Origin of the sequence: Pseudovibrio sp. FO-BEG1, assembly GCF_000236645.1 — a bacterium.
In the GTDB taxonomy this organism is placed as follows: domain Bacteria; phylum Pseudomonadota; class Alphaproteobacteria; order Rhizobiales; family Stappiaceae; genus Pseudovibrio.
This window is the reverse complement of record NC_016646.1, coordinates 51,349-69,476: the sequence shown is the minus strand read 5'-3', so window position 1 is coordinate 69,476 and position 18,128 is coordinate 51,349. Positions and strand designations below refer to the sequence as shown.

Below are 18,128 nucleotides of genomic sequence, written 5' to 3'. Positions count from 1 at the left end.
CCTTCAACACGTGCGCCCCTCATTTCTCACCGATTGCAAACAGCTCCTCTTATTCCTTAGGCTCATTCATCAATGATATGACGTTTACGTCATGGACTCTCTTTTCCTTATTTGCTAAACGTTCAACAATTAACTTGAGTGAATGTTGGCTGGCTTTGGAAAAGAAAAAGACACAGGCAGAACGGCGTGAGGAATCTGAACGCAAGCTCTTTGATGCGCTGGTGACCATCATCAATGAGGACGGCATTCAGATGGCGACTTGCGAGAGCATTGGTCTGAAAGCCGGATACAGTCGCGGCCTCACCATTCAGCGGCTTGGCAAAAAAGACGAGATGTTCGTTAAGCTGATCGACCGCATGGTGAGCGAAACGGAGGAGCACATCACCAGCCAGATACCGGCGGAGACAGATGCCAGAGAAGCGATCCGGCGGTACATCGACATTCACTTTGATGATTTGCAGAACAAGCCCAGTTATCAGGCCTACTTTGCGCTGATGGCGGGCAGTGTCACAGACTATGCCCTCTTGGGAGATGCGGTGACGCGTGCGCATGATTTCGTCAAACGCTTGCTTGTCTCTTATCTGGAGCGCGGCAAGGCGGAAGGTGCGTTTCCAAAAGATCTGGATTCCGGCATTCAGGCCGTTTCCATCGGAAGTTATTTGCTTGGGGTCGCGCTGCAGCAAAAGCTGCATCCGAGCCTCGATATTACTCTGCTGAAACCGGCAGCGTATTCATTGATACCATCATTGCCTGAATAATAATAAGCGCCACCACGAGCGCACCATGAGGAGAACAGGCTTCATATTTTAAAACACAGCGCACACCGCGCTGATCAACCTATGACTTGGGAGGGGAATATGGTTGGAACACATACTGGAGTACCGGCAGGTGCCATGAATTTTGATATGCTCGTGAACCATCTGCAGAAGGTGGACACTGGCATTCCATTGTTTAAAGACCTTGGCGGTCGTGCCTTCAGCAACCCGCAGTTTGCCACGCGCACGCGCCAGTTTGCCAAAGGTCTGCAAGACATGGGCCTTGAGCCCGGTGCCCGCGTTGCCATTCTCAGCCTCAACTCAGTTGAGTATGTGGAAGCCATGATCGGCACCATGATTGCAGGCATGATCTCCGTTCCACTCAACATCCGCTGGTCCGCTGAAGAGATGCTCTATGCCATCGGCCATTCCAGCATGTCCGCGATCATTTATGATGACACCTTCACGCCCATGGTCGCTGCGATTAAAGAGCGTGCCGACAGCCTGAAGCATTTCATTCATGTGGGAGAGAAAGAACAGCCGGAGGGCACCAGAGCCTATGCCGACTGCCTGAGTGAGCCGATTGCGCTGGAACTGGGCCGCGATGTAGAGACCGAGTGCTTCATGAGCTACACCGGCGGCACGACTGGGTTCTCGAAAGGCGTGGTGCACACCCACAAATCCATGCTGGCCAGTGCGAACATCGTGGCGGCGAATGGTGTTCCTTATCATGATCGCTTGGCGATGATGGTGATGCCGCTGTTCCACCTGTCCGGCTACGGCCTGCTGCTCGCCCGTCTCATCCAGAACAAGCCATCCCTGATCGTGCCCATGTTCCGCCCGGATATTGTGGTGGCTGCAGTTAAGGCGTTTGAGGTGTCGTCGTTCCTCATGGCGCCTGCCATGTTCCAGATGCTGATCCATTCGCCGGAGTTTAAATCCGAGGACTTCTTGCGTGTGGCGCAGATCGTCTACGGGGCCTCTCCGATCTCGGAAGGTCTGCTGAAGCTGGTGCAGGAGAAGTTCCCGAAGACGGAGCTCACGCAGGTCTACGGCATGACTGAGGCTGGAGCAGGCACCTTCCTGCATCCTCAGTTCCACAGTGGCGATCTGATGAAAATGGGTGCAGCCGGTCAAGCCGCCTCTCCGCTCATCCAGCTGCGCATTGAAGATGATGAAGGCAATGAGTTGCCGCCGAACACCATTGGCGAGGTCGTGTTCTACTCCCCTGCCGTGATGTGCCGTTACTACGATGCACCGGAGCAGACCGCAGCTGTGCTGAAGAACGGCGGGTATCGCACCGGTGATGTGGGCATGCTGGATGAGATGGGCATCCTCTCGCTGAAAGACCGCAAGAAGGACATGATCATTACAGGTGCAGAGAATGTGTACACCGCCGAGGTGGAAAGCGCGATCTCCACGCACCCGGATGTCTCCATGGTGGCGGTCATCGGTATTCCTGATGAAACCTACGGCGAGGCCGTGCATGCGGTGATTGTGCCGAAGGAAGGCAAGACCCCAACCTTTGAAGAGATCCGCGCCCACACAAAAGAGCGCATTGCTGGCTACAAATGCCCGCGCTCGATTTCGCTGGTGGAAGAGTTGCCGCTCTCTGCCATGAACAAAGTTTTGAAGAACAAACTCCGCGAGCCGTTCTGGGAGAAGCACGACCGCGAGATTGCCTGAGTTCAGCCGGGGCGACGCGGTTGCCCCGGCCTTAAACCCTTATTTCAAGATAAGACACGGTAGATAAACATGGCGACGACAGCATACGTCTATGATGCGATCCGCACTCCGCGTTCCAAAGGAAAGCCGGACGGGTCTCTCAACGAAGTCAAACCAATCAATCTGGTGACCACACTGCTGGATGAAATGCAAAGCCGGCACGACCTCGACACCTCCCGGGTGGATGATGTTGTCATGGGCTGTGTGACACCGGTACGCGAACAGGGCGCTGTTCTGCCAAAGATTGCCTTGCAGAAAGCGGGCTGGGATCAGACCGTGGCAGGGGCGCAGGTCAACCGTTTCTGTGCGTCTGGTCTGGATACCTTCAACTCCGCTGCAGCGCGCATCGCGTCCGGCTGGGAGGATATGATCTGCGCAGGCGGCTATGAAAGCATGAGCCGCGCGCCGATGGGTACCGATGGTGGTCCGTTCAGCGAAGACCCTGAAACCGTGCTTGCCACCGGCTTTGTACCGCAGGGCATCGGTGCAGACCTGATCGCTACGATCGAGGGCTGGAGCCGTGATGATGTAGATGCAGCAGCCGTCGCCAGCCAGCAACGTGCAGCACATGCGCGCGATAACGGTTGGTTCGACAAGTCCGTTGTGCCGGTGAAGGATGAGAACGGCATCATCGTTTTAGAAAAAGATGACTTCATCAAGCCAAACACGGATATGCAGGCACTGGGTGCTCTGCGTCCAAGCTTTGAAAAGCATGGCGCCATGGGTTTTGATGCGGTGGCATTGGCCCGCTACCCTGAAGTTGAAAAGATCAACCACGTCCACACACCGGGCAACTCCTCCGGCATCGTGGATGGTGCTTCACTGATCCTGCTTGGCAGTGAACAGGTGGGCAAGGACATGGGCCTGACCCCACGTGCCCGCGTGCTCTCAGTAGCGGTCACTGCCTCTGACCCAACCATCATGCTCACCGGACCGGGACCAGCTTCCAAGAAGGCACTCGCCAAGGCAGGTCTGACCATTGATGACATCGATCTGGTTGAGATCAACGAAGCTTTTGCCTCTGTGATGATGCGTCTTCAGAAGGACCTCAACGTGCCGGATGAGAAGCTGAACGTTGTTGGTGGTGCGATCGCCATGGGTCATCCACTGGGCGCAACCGGCGGCATGCTGGTGTCCACCATGATCGACGAGCTGGAGCGCCGTAACCAGAAGCGTGCGCTGATCACCATGTGTGTTGGTGGCGGCATGGGCATCGCGTCCATCATCGAGCGCGTATAACGGGGAAGACCATGTCTGAATACACTTACGAAAAAGACGCAAGCGGCATTGTTACGATCACGTTTGACTCACAGGGCAAGTCCGCAAACACCATGACCCGTGCCTGGTTTGAGGGCATGAAAGAGCTGATGGCCAAGCTATCTGCTGAAGAAGGCCTCACCGGTGTTGTCATCGCCTCTGCCAAGAAGACCTTCTTCGCGGGTGGTGATCTGGAGGAGATGCTCCACGGCAGCATGGATCCGGAAGACATCTTTGCCTACGTGGAAGAAATGAAAGCCCCACTGCGCCAGCTGGAAAAGCTGCCGGTGCCAGTGGTCGCGGCCATCAACGGCGCGGCTCTTGGCGGCGGTTTTGAGATCTGCCTTGCCTGTAACCACCGCGTTCTGCTCAACTCACCAAAGGCTGTTGTCGGCCTGCCGGAAGCAACCCTTGGCCTGTTGCCGGGCGCTGGGGGTGTTGTCCGTCTCACTGCAAAACTGGGTCTGGAAGCGGCTCTGCCTCTGCTGGCTGAAGGCAAGCAACTGCGTCAGGAAAAGGCGCTGAAAGCCGGGCTGGTGGAAGAGCTGGTGGATACACAGGAAGATTTGATCCCGGCTGCAAAAGCGTGGATCAAAGCCAACCCTGAAGCTGCCGCGCAGCCGTGGGATCAAAAAGGCTTCCACTATCCGGGTGGCAATGCAGACAGCGCCAATGTGCGCATGGTGGCAGCCATGGCACCAACCATGCTTTACAACAAAACACGCGGCCTGATGCCAGCACCGGAAAAGGTGATGGATATCGCCGTCAACTCCATGCGCATGGGTTTTGACAGCGCGCTGCGTAATGAAAGCCGCGGCTTTGCAGCCCTGCTGCGTTCCACAGAAGCCCGTGCTGCGATCACCACCTTCTTCTTCGGCATGCAGGCGATCAAGTCTGGCAAGGTCCGCCCACAAGGCGACGCGTGGAAAGCGGGAAGCTCTGCGATCCTCGGTGCTGGCATGATGGGCTCAGGCATCGCCTGGGCGCATGCCAGCCGCGGCCTACCAACAGCGCTGAAGGACATGAGCCTTGAGAATGCGGAAAAAGGCAAAGGCTACTCCGTCAAGCTGGCAGACAAAGCCATCAAGCGTGGCCGTATGGATGAAGCCAAGAAGGACGCTCTGCTGAGCTGCATCACGCCAACGGACAGTGACGAGACCTTTGCAGGCACAGACATCATTATCGAGGCGGTGTTCGAGGATATCTCCCTGAAAGAGAAGGTTATCCCTCAAACCTACAAGCAGTTGTCCGACACCGGCATCTACGGCTCCAACACGTCCACTCTGCCAATCTCCATTCTGGCAGAAAGCTGCCCGGATCCGACCCGCTTCATCGGCCTGCACTTCTTCTCGCCTGTCGATAAGATGAAGATCGTTGAGATCATTGTCGGCGACAAAACCAGCGAAGAGACCCTGCGCAAAGCCTATGACTATGTGCAGCAGATCGGCTATCTGCCAATCGTGGTCAACGACAAGCGTGGCTTCTTCACCAGCCGTGTGTTTGGCACCTATCTGGACGAAGGCCTGGCTCTGATGCGCGATGGCATGAGCCCGGTTGCCATTGAACGCGCCGCCTGGAAAATCGGCATGCCGGTTGGTCCACTGGCGGTGCATGATGAAGTCTCCATGGTGCTGACCAAGAAGATCCACGAGACCCACATCGCGCTGGATGCACGTCTTGGCGTTGAAAACGGGTTCCCGGCAGATGACAGCTCCAACGTGAAGGTTGGCCAGTCCATGGTGAACATGGGCCGTGGTGGCCGTCACTACGGCGGCGGCTTCTACGAGTATGCCGAGGATGGCACCAAGAAGCTGTGGGATGGTCTGTCCCAGTTCAAGGAGCGGGATCTGAACGTATCCATGCAGGATGCGGAAGACCGTATGATGTACCGTCAGGCCATCGAGACCCTGCGCTGTCTGGATGAAGGCGTGCTGCGCACGGAAGTGGAAGCCAACATCGGCTCCATCTTCGCCATTGGCTTCCCGGCTCACACCGGTGGTGCCCTCCAGTTCATCCACGGCGTAGGTCTTGATGCCTTCAAGAAGCGCGCGGACGAACTGGCTGCAGCGTATGGCCCACGCTTTGAAGTGACCGAAAGCGCGCTCGACAAACTGCGCAGCGAAAAACTCGCCGCTGCCTGAGTTGTAGCCATCTAAATCAATAGCCCGCGATGCCGCTGTGTCGCGGGCTTTTTTGTACGTGTCTGCCAGCTTTTCTGCTGTGCTCCTCGGTCTCACTGATAAAAATACTACATAATTTTCAGGTTAGCTTCAGGCTCATAAGGAAGAAGGGCTTTGGAGGTGGAGTGATTGTCTGAAGGCTGCTGAACCATAGGGAAACTGCATTGGCGTTTCCGCTGTTCGGCTGCTCAAGGCTCTCTGATCCTCATCATAACAAAAAGCGAAGTAACCTGATCATGAGGCAGCTGATGATTGACAGAGCCGTCACACCAGCCCGTATTGCCATTGTTGTTTTCATTATAATTTTTGCTGCCACCCTCGCCCGTTTTTATGGCGCTGCCCTGCTCGGTCTCGGGGTGGATGAAAGCTACATGGTTGCCATGGCGCGCCATCCCTCTCTCAGCTATTTTGACCATCCGCCACTGACCTTCTGGATCATTCACGCAACAGCATGGCTGACAGGCTCAGAAGCAGGCTTCGTGCTCCGCTTTCCCTTCATCGCCATGTCGGTGCTCTCCACCCTGCTGCTGTTTCAGCTAACTTCCCGCTTTTACGGTGCAAAGGCCGGCACCTGGGCGATAGCCTGGTTTTCCATCTCGCCGTTCTTCCTCCTCTCCGCAGGAAGCTGGGTGGTTCCCGACGGGCCGATGATGCTCTTCCTGCTGATTGCGGCCAGTCTGCTCATACCGCTTCTGAACCCAAACACACGCCGCATAAGCGATGCCCGTTGGATCGCTGTCGGACTGGCGTTTGGTCTGGCTCTACTCTCCAAGTACATGGCGGTTTTGACTGGGGTGGGTGCCTTGCTGTTCCTGCTCACGGGAAGAGAACTCCGCCCTCTCCTGCGTACCCGTGGCCCGTACATTGCCAGTGCCGTCGCTCTTCTGGTCTTCAGCCCCGTCATCTGGTGGAATGCCATGAACGGTTGGCAGTCATTCGGGTTTCAGCTTTCCCGCTCGGTGACGTCCAGTGGCTTTGACCTTCCCGTCCACCTCCTCAACTCCGGGCGTATGCTTCTGGGGCAACTGGCCTATCTGCAGCCGGTGACACTGATCGTGTGCTTATGGCTTGTGGTGCGGTTCTTCCGTGCTGGTGAGAAGCCTGAGACTGACCGGTACTTCCTGTGCCTCGCGATTATCCCGATCATCGTGTTTAACGCAGTGGCCTTGCTTTCCCGAAACACGCTGCCTCACTGGCCCATGGCCGGATACCTGTTCCTCTTCCCGCTTTTGGGCAGTTGGTTTGCCAAGCTGAAGCCATCTGGTGTTGTTTTTGCCAAGCGCGCCTTCACAGCCTCAGCCGCGCTTATCCTGATCGTCGTGGTACTTGGAGGGCTGCATTTCAAAACAGGACTGCTGACACGACCGCTTGGCTCCCCTCCACCGCGCTGGGATGAGACCATTCGTGCCATGGATTGGTTTGAGGCGAAGGACGCTCTGATCAGTCGCGGACTGCTGCAAGAAGGCGAGCCAACCCCGCTTTACACCCTCAACTGGATCGATGGTGCCAAGATATCCTATGCCCTTGGTGATCAGGCGGAAGTGCGAGTTCTGGGAAGTGACCCCCGCCATTTCGGATTCCTGCCGAAGCCAGCCCAAGACAGCAACGTACTTGTAGCAGGCCTTCTGCCCTATGATGACTGGGAGACGCGACTGAACCGCGTTCGCGCGTCCCTCGCCGGATCATTCTGCGAGATCACCCAGCACGAGCCGATCACGATCAATCGGGGCGGTACGCCTTATCGGGCACTCTTCCTACTCTCTGGCTCGTCTTGCTGAGATGGTGGGCTCTCTTCAGGTTTTTCAGGCTTGTAATCCTTGTTGGTGAGGGCCTGATAGAACGGCTTGCTCCGAAGCATTTTTCTGTTCTCTTCAAGCTGGTCTTCATCGTCCACGCCAACACCGCGTGAGCCTTCTTCGTTGCGGAAGGTCGCAAAGCTCAAGCCCTCGAGGCTGGCATCGGAATCCGGATTCTTGCCCGGCTGGATTCCAGCGGCTGCCAGTTCCTGTTCCAGCAGTTTTAAAAAGAAGCCGAAGTCCTCAGCGCCATCAGGATAACTTGTGTCCTTGGTGTACGGATAAAGCGTGATCTGTGCACCCTGGGTGACGCGATCGAAGTACGCTTTTTGCTCTGCCAGTTTGGCTTTGGCCTCAGGCGTATCAGCGGAATACTGCTTCTCATCATCTTTAAACGCCGCCACTGCTCCGTCCATGTTGGTGACTTTGAACGAGAGGAACGGGTTATCTGGCGAGAGCAAAAGGGGTGTCAGGACGTTACCGGCTTGCTCCAGCTGACCCATCTGGACGCTCAAGTGGATCTTGTTTCCGGCTTTCTCGTATTCGCCGCTATCAAGAACAGACTTGCCATCCTCGCCCAGAGGCTCAAACTGAGTAAAGATTCCATCACGGTCAGCATTGTTGATCCGGTGATCAGGGTTTTTGAGCAATTCCCTTTGAGCCGCTATCTTTTCCCTGCTCTGTGCGTAGGCTTCTTTATCCGTGTACGGGATCTTGCGCTGCTCCTCATACAATCTATTCAGTTCAGTCAGTATTTCCTGTGCCCCAGCTACCGAGTTGTCGCCGGTATAAGCTTTAACCGTGATTTCCTTGCGCGGCTTTTGAGTTTCCTTTGATGGTTTTTCCTTGAGTATCCGCTCCAGCGTATCCAGATAGGTATGCAGTGTTACAAAGGTATCCCGGCTGGCTTTGATTTCACCAGCTTTCAGCTGTGCCTCTGCTTTATCTGCATTGGTTTTGACGAACTCGGCAAAACGAGGAGCTTCTCTCTGTCGTTGTTCGGAAAATCCTTCCAGATCAAAGCTGTTGAGGAACTTTAAACGGGCTCGAATGTCTGCCAGTTCCTGTTTTCGGTGTAGCAGAATACATGCAGAGTCAACACCGCGGGCGTAGATCTTTTCGACTTCCTTCATCGTCAGAGTCGCATTGTCCAAAGAGTCGATAGCACCGGAAACATCTTGCTGCTTGTTCAGGTCGCTGGCCTTGTCCAGAAATTCTGCGGTGGATTTGACGAATTTGTCGAAGACCTCCAGATCATTCACATCCTTGAAGATGTTTCGGCGCTTTTTGTAGGCCTCGAACTTAGTTTGTGCTTTTTTGATCTCTGGTGTGAGATCCAGGATCTGTGTCTCAGGAGGTGTCGTGTCCTGAGTAGGCACATCAGGCTCTAGTGAGATGCCGTTGCCCTGTGGTCTTTCCAGGTGGTTCGTATCATCACCATTGGAACCACCCCTAGCACTCGCTTCCTCCTGATTGATGTGCAGGAGCTTTGAAACCGCGTTGATCCACTTCACCACTTTCGGGTCACTGGAGGTTTTGTCTTGTTCCTTCTTCGTCTTAGGCATCCATGAGCTCCATGTCACTTCCGGGACTGCTCTTATTCTGGAGTACTCTGCGGTTTTCCCAAATAACGGGATGGTTTCAGGGCGAACGGTGCGTCAATGGAATCGATAAAATCTCAGGGTAACTGGAATACGTCGAGCGATATTCCGGTAACTCATTGCAATATAAGAGTTATTGCGTGAAGTGTACGCATGGAGGTGATAAGCAATCAGCCTAACTGGTTCCTCAGTATTTACATTTACTGGTTCTTTTGAAGTGCCAATCGTGCGCTTAGTGTGCCTGTCAGAAGCAAAGGTGGCTCAGATCAAGTGAGTTTGATCAGCGCCTGCTTTTCAAACACGATTATTTGAGGTGCCCGTGCATGTCTCGCACTCTGACATTTGTCGTTTACCTACTGGCCGTGCTGCTGCAAGCGGGAGCTTATGGCCTGACCTTTATGCTCCCACGGCTGTTCGCCACGTTCGGAGCCAATGAGAAAGCCGTCGGCCTCATCCTGCTGGTGGCAACCGTTTCCACGTTGATCGCCGTGTACTTCTCCGGGCATCTGTCTGATTGGTTTGGCCGTGTGGTTACCCTTGGGCTCGCCTGCCTAGCCATCTCTGCGGCTCTCGCGCTGTTTGCTGTGGCGGATGGAGTGAACGCAATGGTCGTCCTCGCCAGCTTGTTGCTGGGTGCGGGTTGGGGGCTTACTTACGCACTGGCACCGGTTGTGCTGACCCGGCTTGTGACAGCGGACGAGCGTATCCGCTACTTTGCTTTGCACTCAGTGGTTCTGATGGTTGGCTTTGGGCTCTCACCTGTTATGGCCTCCCAGATTGAAGCGGCAGGTGGCACCATTGCGGATGCGTTTCTCATCACCTCCGGTCTGTGCGTTCTCAGTGCCCTGCTGTTTTTTGTGCTGGTTGCGCCTGTGCGCCGACATGCCATCAATCCGGGACCTGAGGCCAGATCTCGCCTCAGCCTTGGCTATGTGGGCCGCATTTTGAAGGGCAAAGCGGTTCTGCCGATTATCATGGTGTGCCTTGGAGCCAGCGTGTTTGCGGGCATGAACAACTTCCAGACGGTGTTTGCAGATGCCAGAGGGCTCGACTACGCTCACTTCTTCCTCGCCTACACCATCACCGTTGTTATCTGCCGTGTGGCGCTGGCCAAGTTCAAAGGTGGCACGCAGCCTTACATGACCATTGCAGCCCTGCAATATGTGATGGCTGGCAGCGTCTTGCTCTTTGCGTTTTCCGGCGCAAGCGTTCCGGCTTACATCGTGGTCGCGATCCTGTTTGGGGTTGGATATGGTGCCTCTTATCCGGTACTGGCGGCCATGGCAGCCAATGATGCGCAGGAAGATCTGGTGCCGCAAACCTTACAGCTGTTCGCGCTGACCTACTTCATCGGCATCTTCGGCTTTCCGCTGATTGCAGGCTGGATGATTGTGGAACTGGGTACGGCCCCGCTGCTCTACCTCATCGTAGCCCTCGCCGCCCTGGAAGCCACCATGGCCCTGCGCCGAGCCCAAAGCGATCAGGCATCGCTCACCCTTGCCACTGACAAATCAGCTTAAGCAACTGCGCTTTGTGAAACAAAAAACAGCTCGCGATGGAGGCTTGCGAGCTGTTTTAAAGCAAATGACTTAGATTACATTCTGGTTTAATCGTCATCTCTGCTTGGTATGAATTTCAAATATAAATACAATAAGTTACGAACTATACATTCGAGTATTCCCTTCCCCCCATAACTGTTAAATCAATGCTGAATCTGGTTTGGGCGGCTCTGTTGAAGAGGTCAGCTATGGCCTTGGCCGTGCCTGCATCATCTCTTCACTGAACCTCCCCAAGTCCAGGATAAATCGGCTGATGTGTGGCCTGCTTTATGGCCACGAAACACAGTGATTGCTTAGAAAATGTAATCAGCCTGAGGCCATGCTAGGGAAAGCCCGAGGTGTAAAACATTCCTCAAATGGGGGCTTGTTAAAGAAAAAGGTTCAGCCTTCGCGCGCGCTCAAAAGAGAGGTATGTGTTCATTCCTCAGAATCAGAGCCTCTCCGCTACCATGGGAACTGGTAGTTCTACTTAAATGCTATTTGATGTTTACTTGCTATCCGTTACGGTAAGTTTATCGATTGCTGCGCGAATCATTGCTGTTTACATATTGCATATCCATGCCAAAGGACTTTGATCTCTTCCTTACTCAGCTTTACGAGGCCGTTGAACACCCTGAGTTGTTCGAGGATGCACTTCTTACTGCCAGTGATTTGCTGAGAGCTTCCGGAATGCATCTTTACACTTATGATGCGGCCAAGCCGGAGGAGCGGTTGAACTATGTCGCGCGGATCGATCCTTCTTTTGAGCCGGAATACACTGAGAACTATTTTGCTCATGATTACAGAATAGACCGGGTCAACAGATCCCCTTACGGACAGATCGTCACTGATGCAGAGATGACGACCGAATATGGCTTGAAAACCAATCCCATACATCAGTTGCTTCCCAAGTTCGAAGTCTATGACCTCATGGGAACCAACCTGACCAAGGGCGATAACTTCGGCTGGTTTGGTGTGTCTTCGCTCAATCCGGGAGACGGGTTCTCCCCCCTCCAGCGCAAGATGTTTGAGAACATGATCCCTCATGCCAGCAGAGCCCTGCATTATCGGCAGAGGGTCAGAAGCCTTGAGATGAGACTGGCGCTGAAGGACTCGGTTACTGGAAACCTGCCATACGGGCTCATCATCTTCACGCAGTATGATATCAACTCCATCAACCCAAGAGCCCTTGAGATATTGGAGCACGGGTTCCTGAGGCTCAGGAAGACCGGGATTTCCTGCTCTGACCGCAAGCAAAACAAGAAACTGGAAGAGGCTCAGATCAGCGCGCTGGTCGGGGGACTGCCGATTGTGAACCTGACGGATGAACGCACAGGGACAACGTACCTGATCCAGATCTTCAACCCAAAGCCCCAGGCATCTGACGGATCATTGGAAACAGCGCAATATCTGGCCGTGAAGATCATGATGACCAGCGCAACCGCCAATGCCGACCCTGCTGTGATCGAGAAGCTAACTGACGTCTTCCGCCTCTCCAAGGCAGAGGGCAACGTCATCTGTGCCGTCCTTTCCAGCAAATCCCTGCAGAACTATGCACAGGACAGGTCTGTGCGACTGGACACCGTCCGCAAACAGCTCAAATCCGCCCTCTACAAAATGGGCATCAACTCCCAGAAGCAACTCTTCCAACTCTATGAGGTCTTTCGGTCGTTTCGGGGGTGAGCTGGTGGATGTTCATCAGTGAACCACCTATGCGTGTCCTCAGCGATGGTCAAAGGTCCACCACGCACAAACTACGCGCCACAACCGCCCCCTCATAAATCACCTCCCCGGCAAGCAGAGACTGCGGGAGAAGAAGAACCGGCAGGGCCGCGATGTTATTGAAAAGAGCCTCAGGTTTTATGGTTGGCGCGTTGCTTCAGGGAACGGAGAACACCCCTCACCACCGACGGGCAGCTCTCCTGCCCCCATAAAACACGAGCACCCGGAAGGGCACATCACGCCAACATCCGGACACTCAGCGCCAAAGTGCAATGGGGAGTGGTGTTTGTGGGGGGAGGACTTTTGCTTCTGGGAGTAAGGTATGGAAACCAAAAGTTGGAAAAACTAGTGAACTTTTTGCCCCTCAATTCTCGCAATAAACACATGCAATCAAAGATTGAAAAAATGCATAAATACCCTCTAATATTGCAATCCAATAAGGGATGGAGGACAAAATGGGTATCGATTTCTCAGATATGCTCAATGGCGAAGGTGAAGATGTTCTTCATCCAAGGGATATTTTCTTCACATTAAATAGGCAATCGCAGTTCTCTTTTCCTCGAGATATCCAGACCGAGGTAATGAATCAGTGGTTTGAGCGACGAGATGAAGTAAATAGTGTCATAAAGCTGAACGTTGGTAGCGGAAAAACAATAGTTGGTTTGCTGTTGCTGCAGAGTTCGTTAAACGAAGGCAAAGGCCCTGCATTATATGTGGCTCCAGACATCCAACTCGCTAAACAGGTAATAAAAGAAGCCGAAGCACTTGGTTTGGATGTTACTGATGATCCTCGAGATGGCGCTTATGCAGCTGGTGAACGTATATGCGTAGTAAACGTCTACAAGTTATTTAATGGCCTTTCAGTTTTTGGGGTTGGTAGGAGTGATATTAATATTGGCAGTGTAATAATTGATGATGCGCATGCTTGCGTATCAACTATTACTAAGCAATTCAGAATATCAATACGAAATAATCACAATGTATACTCTGAGGTGATTTCTATTATATCCGAAGACTTGATTGGTTACAATCAGTCTCGCTTCTTAGAAATTAAAGATGGTGATCCACGTGCATATATGGAAGTGCCGTTTTGGACTTGGCATGAACGTCAAGAAGATATTCTCAGGGTGCTCCATAAATATCGATCAGATGACAACTTAAAATTTGTCTACCCACTACTTAAAGAACTTTTACATCTGTGCCGTTGCATTGTTGGAGGGCAGTTCCTAGAGATCGAGCCTTTATATCCTGCAACAGATCTTATTCAATCATTCCGACGCGCGAAGCGGCGCATCTATATGACGGCCACGTTGTCTGATGATAGTGTGTTAGCTACACATTTCGGAGCTGATCCCGAGAAGCTAGGGCAACCAATTGTACCTTCCTCCAGCCAATCTATGGGGGAGCGAATGATTCTGATGCCACAGGAGCTAAATCCAGAACTAACGCTTATGGACGTTCAGGGAATGCTGAAACAACTGTCTTGTCAGGGTAATGTGGTTGTAATCGTCCCCTCTGAATTAGCTTCTCAAGAATGGGAGAATGTTGCTGACCAAATATTGATTGGCGATAATGTGCCTGAGGGAGTTGAACTATTGCGATCTGGGCATGTCGGATTAACAATCCTTGTTAATAGATATGATGGAATAGACCTTCCCGGAAATGCTTGTCGCGTTCTCGCAATTGTAGACCTCCCGGAGGTCAATTCGGGTGCTGACTTGGTTGATAGCGAAGTTCTCGATGGATCTAGCGTAAATCTACGACGACATGTTGAGCGCATTGAACAAGGAATGGGACGCGGTGTCCGCTCAAATGATGATTTTTGTGCCGTTTTGTTATTGGGTACAAAGCTAACTAGCCGTCTTCGCTCACCGGAGGGACAGGCAATGTTGACTTCAGCAACTCGAGCTCAACTCAACCTCTCGAGGCAGATTGCGCAAAGACTTAATCTCCCATCTACCCAAGATATTATTGAAGTTATTCTTCAGTGTCTTGCTCGAGACCCCAACTGGGTAAAAGTGAGTAAGAAGGTGCTCGTGAACCTCAAGGGAGACGATGCTCTCAGGTTTGACTCTGCAAAACTCACACTGCGTTCCGCATTTGACAATGTACGAAGTAACCAGCATCCGATTGCTCTTGCTACAGTAGATCAAGAAATCGACCAGACAAGTGATGATCAGATAAAAGCATGGCTATTGTCTCGCAAGGCAATTTTCGAACATCCAATGGATGCAGCTGCCGCACAAAGGACAATCGCGGCTGCACACCGCCTTGAACCTGCTGTCACAAAACCGATGCATGGAACGACTTACAAGCAACTTACTGCTGCTGTGGGGCAGCAAGCCGCTTTGCTAATTGCAAACCATCAAGCGCGGTTTATGGATTCTACTGATATGAAGCTCTTTGCTGATGATCTCTGCAATGATCTTCAGTTTAAACCCGAAACAGCCGACCTTTTTGAAGCAGCAGTTAATGAACTTGCGTTTTTCCTCGGAATATGCGGCCAGCGTCCCGAAAGACAATACAAGGAAGGACCAGACAATCTGTGGGCTCTCCCTAATGGGGACTTCCTCATTATTGAATGTAAGAATGGGGTGACGGCAGGAAATGGAATTTCCAAAAAAGATGCAGGTCAGCTAGGGCAATCTGTTGAATGGTTCAAAGAAAGATATGCTGCATCGAGCTACTTGCCGATTATGATACATCCAGAGCGCATTTTGGGGCAGGCTGCCAACCAAGTCAGTTTGATGTTTGTTATTGAACATTTTGGGCTGGAGAAACTTCGTAACAACCTTAGAGGTTTTGCTAGACAGTTAGTAGATCCTAATGTTGCGAAGAACGCCACAGAGGTGGCAGCTAGACTCGCGCAGTTTGAACTCAACGGAGAAGCGTTCGTAAACGCATTTGCCAAACCTCCGAAATGATAAACTTGTAGTGTTCTCTAGCTATAAGCAATAACTAAAGTATTCAGTATTGGTTAGCACAATGATCGGCAAGGGAACACTTCGCCTTCCCGCACTGCACAATGAAATCCTTAAAAAACGCAGGAAAACACGAAAGAACGCAAATGAACGCGTTGCTATGTGAGGGGGATTGCTGAGCGGGTTTCATGGATGATGGGGTCTGGTTTTGGCAGTTGAGAGTGACTTATGCCCGGTGGGTTGGGAAGTTATCAACTGCCACTGCAACGGGCTGTTCTGTGGTCTGAGGAGGATAAGTGCGGGGCCGCGCAATTTTGTTGCGGGGATAACGGGGTGCGAGCCGGAAAGTGTCGCTGAGGGAGGCCTTGCTGCAAATAACTTGGAATAATTGGCTCCTGTGAAATTTAACAGGAGAAAAATCTCTGAGATATCAAGAGTTCGTGGCGGCTCATGCTCCCTGATAATCAATTTATGTGGCTCACCCTTGGGCGTTTTCAGGTGGAACGGCTTTTGCACATGGGAAAGAACATTGGTTCTAAGCAAAAACTAAGAATTTACAGAATTATTTACTGTGCTGCCTTGAAAAATACAGCGCCTGTTAATGCGGTGTGAAGTCTATACTGTCTTATCTACTTGTTCTAGGGGCAACCCCGTAGGAAAGAGGTAGAATAGCTGCTTGACACATGGGCAATTGTGGTTTCATATGCCTTTGCTATCACATGATATGCAGTAAAGATGAGGATTAGGTCATGAGCCGGTCAGTACTGGTTCTTCAGTATCGCAATAAAAAGAGCTTGGCGTGGTTTACGCAAGATGTTCGTCTTGCCTATGACTTCCCAAATGCGTGCGTATAAGCCTACAGGCCCATCAGTCCCTTTGAAAATTTGAATGAGTGATGCCCAGTCTACTTGGGGCTACGGGATAACTACACCTAGTTTCGTGGTTTATCGGTCACCTTTACTTGCTCTGCCATTGGCGGGAACAGGTGAGCTGCGTCTTTCATTCAAAACCGGGACTGCTGCCGCAACACGTTAATTCCAAACGGAATGCCTGCACTTTCAGGCAGTTGTAACTTTCGCGCCAAAGGGTTGGAGAGCGACCCAACCTGTGCGCAGCTGCGTATTCCCAACGGTGGGAAACAAGTTTCTGAGAAGAATGCGCAGTAAAAATGCAAGGACTAGAACAATGAAACGTATCCCTGAGCCGTTCCGCATCAAAATGGTTGAGCCAATCAAAATGACCAGTTTCGCAGACCGCGAAAAGGCATTGGCAGAAGCTGGCTACAACCCATTCCTGCTTGCAAGTGATGACGTTTACATCGATCTTCTGACAGACTCCGGCACGGGCGCCATGTCTGACTACCAGTGGGCAGGTATGATGATGGGCGACGAAGCCTATGCCGGCTCCCGCAACTTTTACAACCTGAAGGACGCGGTTCATCACTTCTTCCGTTATGAATATCTGGTGCCAACCCACCAGGGGCGTGGTGCAGAACAGATCCTGTTCCCTGCTCTGATCCGCCGCGCGAAGGAAGTTCGTGGTGCAGACAAGCACATCTTCATCTCCAACTACCACTTCGACACCACAGCCGCGCACGTGGAGCTGAACGGTGGTCAGGCAGTTAACGTGGTGGACGAACGTGCTTATGACACAACCACTTACTACGACTGGAAGGGTGACTTCGATCTGGAGAAGCTGGAAGCGGCGATCAAAGAACACGGCGCGAAGAACGTCACCGCGATCATCACCACAGTGACCTGTAACAGCTCTGGCGGTCAGCCAGTATCCATGGCGAATATGCGCGCTGTTTACGAAATCGGCCAGAAATACGACATTCCGGTTGTGATCGACTCCGCCCGTTACTGCGAAAACGCGTATTTCATCAAGCAGCGTGAGGAAGGTTACGCGGATAAGTCCATCACCGACATCATCCGCGAGATGTACTCCTACGGCGATATGCTCACCATGTCCGCAAAGAAAGACCCGCTGGTCAACATCGGCGGCATGTGCGCAATCCGCGAGAAGAAAGAGCTGTTCCAGGCCGTCCAAACCCTCTGCGTCCCAATGGAAGGCTTCGTAACTTATGGGGGATTAGCCGGCCGCGACATGGAAGCGCTGGCACGTGGTCTGCATGAGGGTGCGGATGAGAACTTCCTGCACTATCGTATTGGCCAGGTTAAGTATTTGGGCGATCGTCTTGTTGAAGGCGGCGTGCCAATTCAGTACCCAACCGGTGGTCACGCGGTGTTCGTAGACGCGAAGAAGATCCTTCCGCACATCCCGGGAGACCAGTTCCCGGCGCAGGCTCTGTGTAACGCGCTGTACCTGGAATCCGGCGTACGCCCAGTTGAAATTGGCTCATTCTTACTTGGCCGCGATCCTGCAACCGGCCAGCAAAAAGAGTCCCCACTGGAACTCATGCGCCTCACAATCCCACGTCGTGTGTACACCAATGACCACATGGATTACATCGCGGATGCTCTGATCAACGTTGCGAAGAACGCAAAGGATATCAAAGGCTTCGAGTTTGAATACGAGCCACCTGTTCTGCGTCACTTCACTGCACGTCTGAAGCCAATCAAGTAAGTTGGCACCTCGGGAGGCGCTGCTCTGTGCCTCCCTCTTTTCCTCAC

The 18,128-nt window shown here is 52.7% G+C and carries 10 protein-coding genes; 9 read left to right on the top strand and 1 reads right to left on the bottom strand.

What is annotated here, in order from left to right:
* The first annotated feature begins 155 nt into the window (after positions 1-155).
* From PSE_RS24995 to PSE_RS24975, 5 genes are all read left to right on the top strand, one after another.
* Positions 156-758 carry a TetR/AcrR family transcriptional regulator gene (locus PSE_RS24995; RefSeq protein WP_148266289.1) on the top strand — a complete coding sequence of 201 codons (603 nt, stop codon included), beginning with the start codon at positions 156-158 and terminating at the stop codon, positions 756-758.
* A 99-nt stretch (positions 759-857) separates the two neighbouring features.
* A complete protein-coding gene (locus tag PSE_RS24990; RefSeq protein ID WP_014290180.1) occupies positions 858-2,441 on the top strand; it encodes an AMP-binding protein in 1,584 nt (527 codons plus the stop codon).
* Positions 2,442-2,510: 69 nt separating this feature from the next.
* Complete coding sequence (locus tag PSE_RS24985) at positions 2,511-3,719, top strand: acetyl-CoA C-acetyltransferase (protein ID WP_014290179.1); 1,209 nt, start codon at positions 2,511-2,513, stop codon at positions 3,717-3,719.
* An 11-nt stretch (positions 3,720-3,730) separates the two neighbouring features.
* Positions 3,731-5,878, top strand: coding sequence for a 3-hydroxyacyl-CoA dehydrogenase NAD-binding domain-containing protein (locus PSE_RS24980; RefSeq protein WP_014290178.1), 2,148 nt, complete (start codon positions 3,731-3,733; stop codon positions 5,876-5,878).
* Between the two features lie 287 nt (positions 5,879-6,165).
* On the top strand, positions 6,166-7,695 hold the full coding sequence (locus PSE_RS24975; protein ID WP_158309199.1) for a glycosyltransferase family 39 protein: 1,530 nt from the start codon (positions 6,166-6,168) through the stop codon (positions 7,693-7,695).
* On the opposite strand, the gene PSE_RS24970 is transcribed toward PSE_RS24975, so the two are convergent.
* Complete coding sequence (locus tag PSE_RS24970; protein WP_014290177.1) at positions 7,656-9,278, bottom strand: virulence protein; 1,623 nt, start codon at positions 9,276-9,278, stop codon at positions 7,656-7,658. The genes PSE_RS24975 and PSE_RS24970 overlap by 40 nt on opposite strands.
* A 359-nt stretch (positions 9,279-9,637) precedes the next feature.
* Between PSE_RS24970 and PSE_RS24965 the strand changes: the two genes are divergently transcribed.
* From PSE_RS24965 to PSE_RS24950, 4 genes are all read left to right on the top strand, one after another.
* Positions 9,638-10,834, top strand: a complete 1,197-nt coding sequence (locus PSE_RS24965; RefSeq protein ID WP_014290176.1) for an MFS transporter — start codon at positions 9,638-9,640, stop codon at positions 10,832-10,834.
* 597 nt (positions 10,835-11,431) lie between these two features.
* Entirely contained in the window at positions 11,432-12,535 is a 1,104-nt protein-coding gene (locus tag PSE_RS24960; protein WP_014290174.1) for a hypothetical protein, read from the top strand.
* A 494-nt stretch (positions 12,536-13,029) separates the two neighbouring features.
* Positions 13,030-15,498, top strand: coding sequence for a DEAD/DEAH box helicase (locus PSE_RS24955; protein WP_041769185.1), 2,469 nt, complete (start codon positions 13,030-13,032; stop codon positions 15,496-15,498).
* A 1,182-nt stretch (positions 15,499-16,680) separates the two neighbouring features.
* Positions 16,681-18,081 (top strand): tryptophanase, encoded by a 1,401-nt coding sequence (locus PSE_RS24950; protein WP_008550870.1) that lies wholly within the window; start codon positions 16,681-16,683, stop codon positions 18,079-18,081.
* The last annotated feature ends 47 nt before the right edge of the window (positions 18,082-18,128 follow it).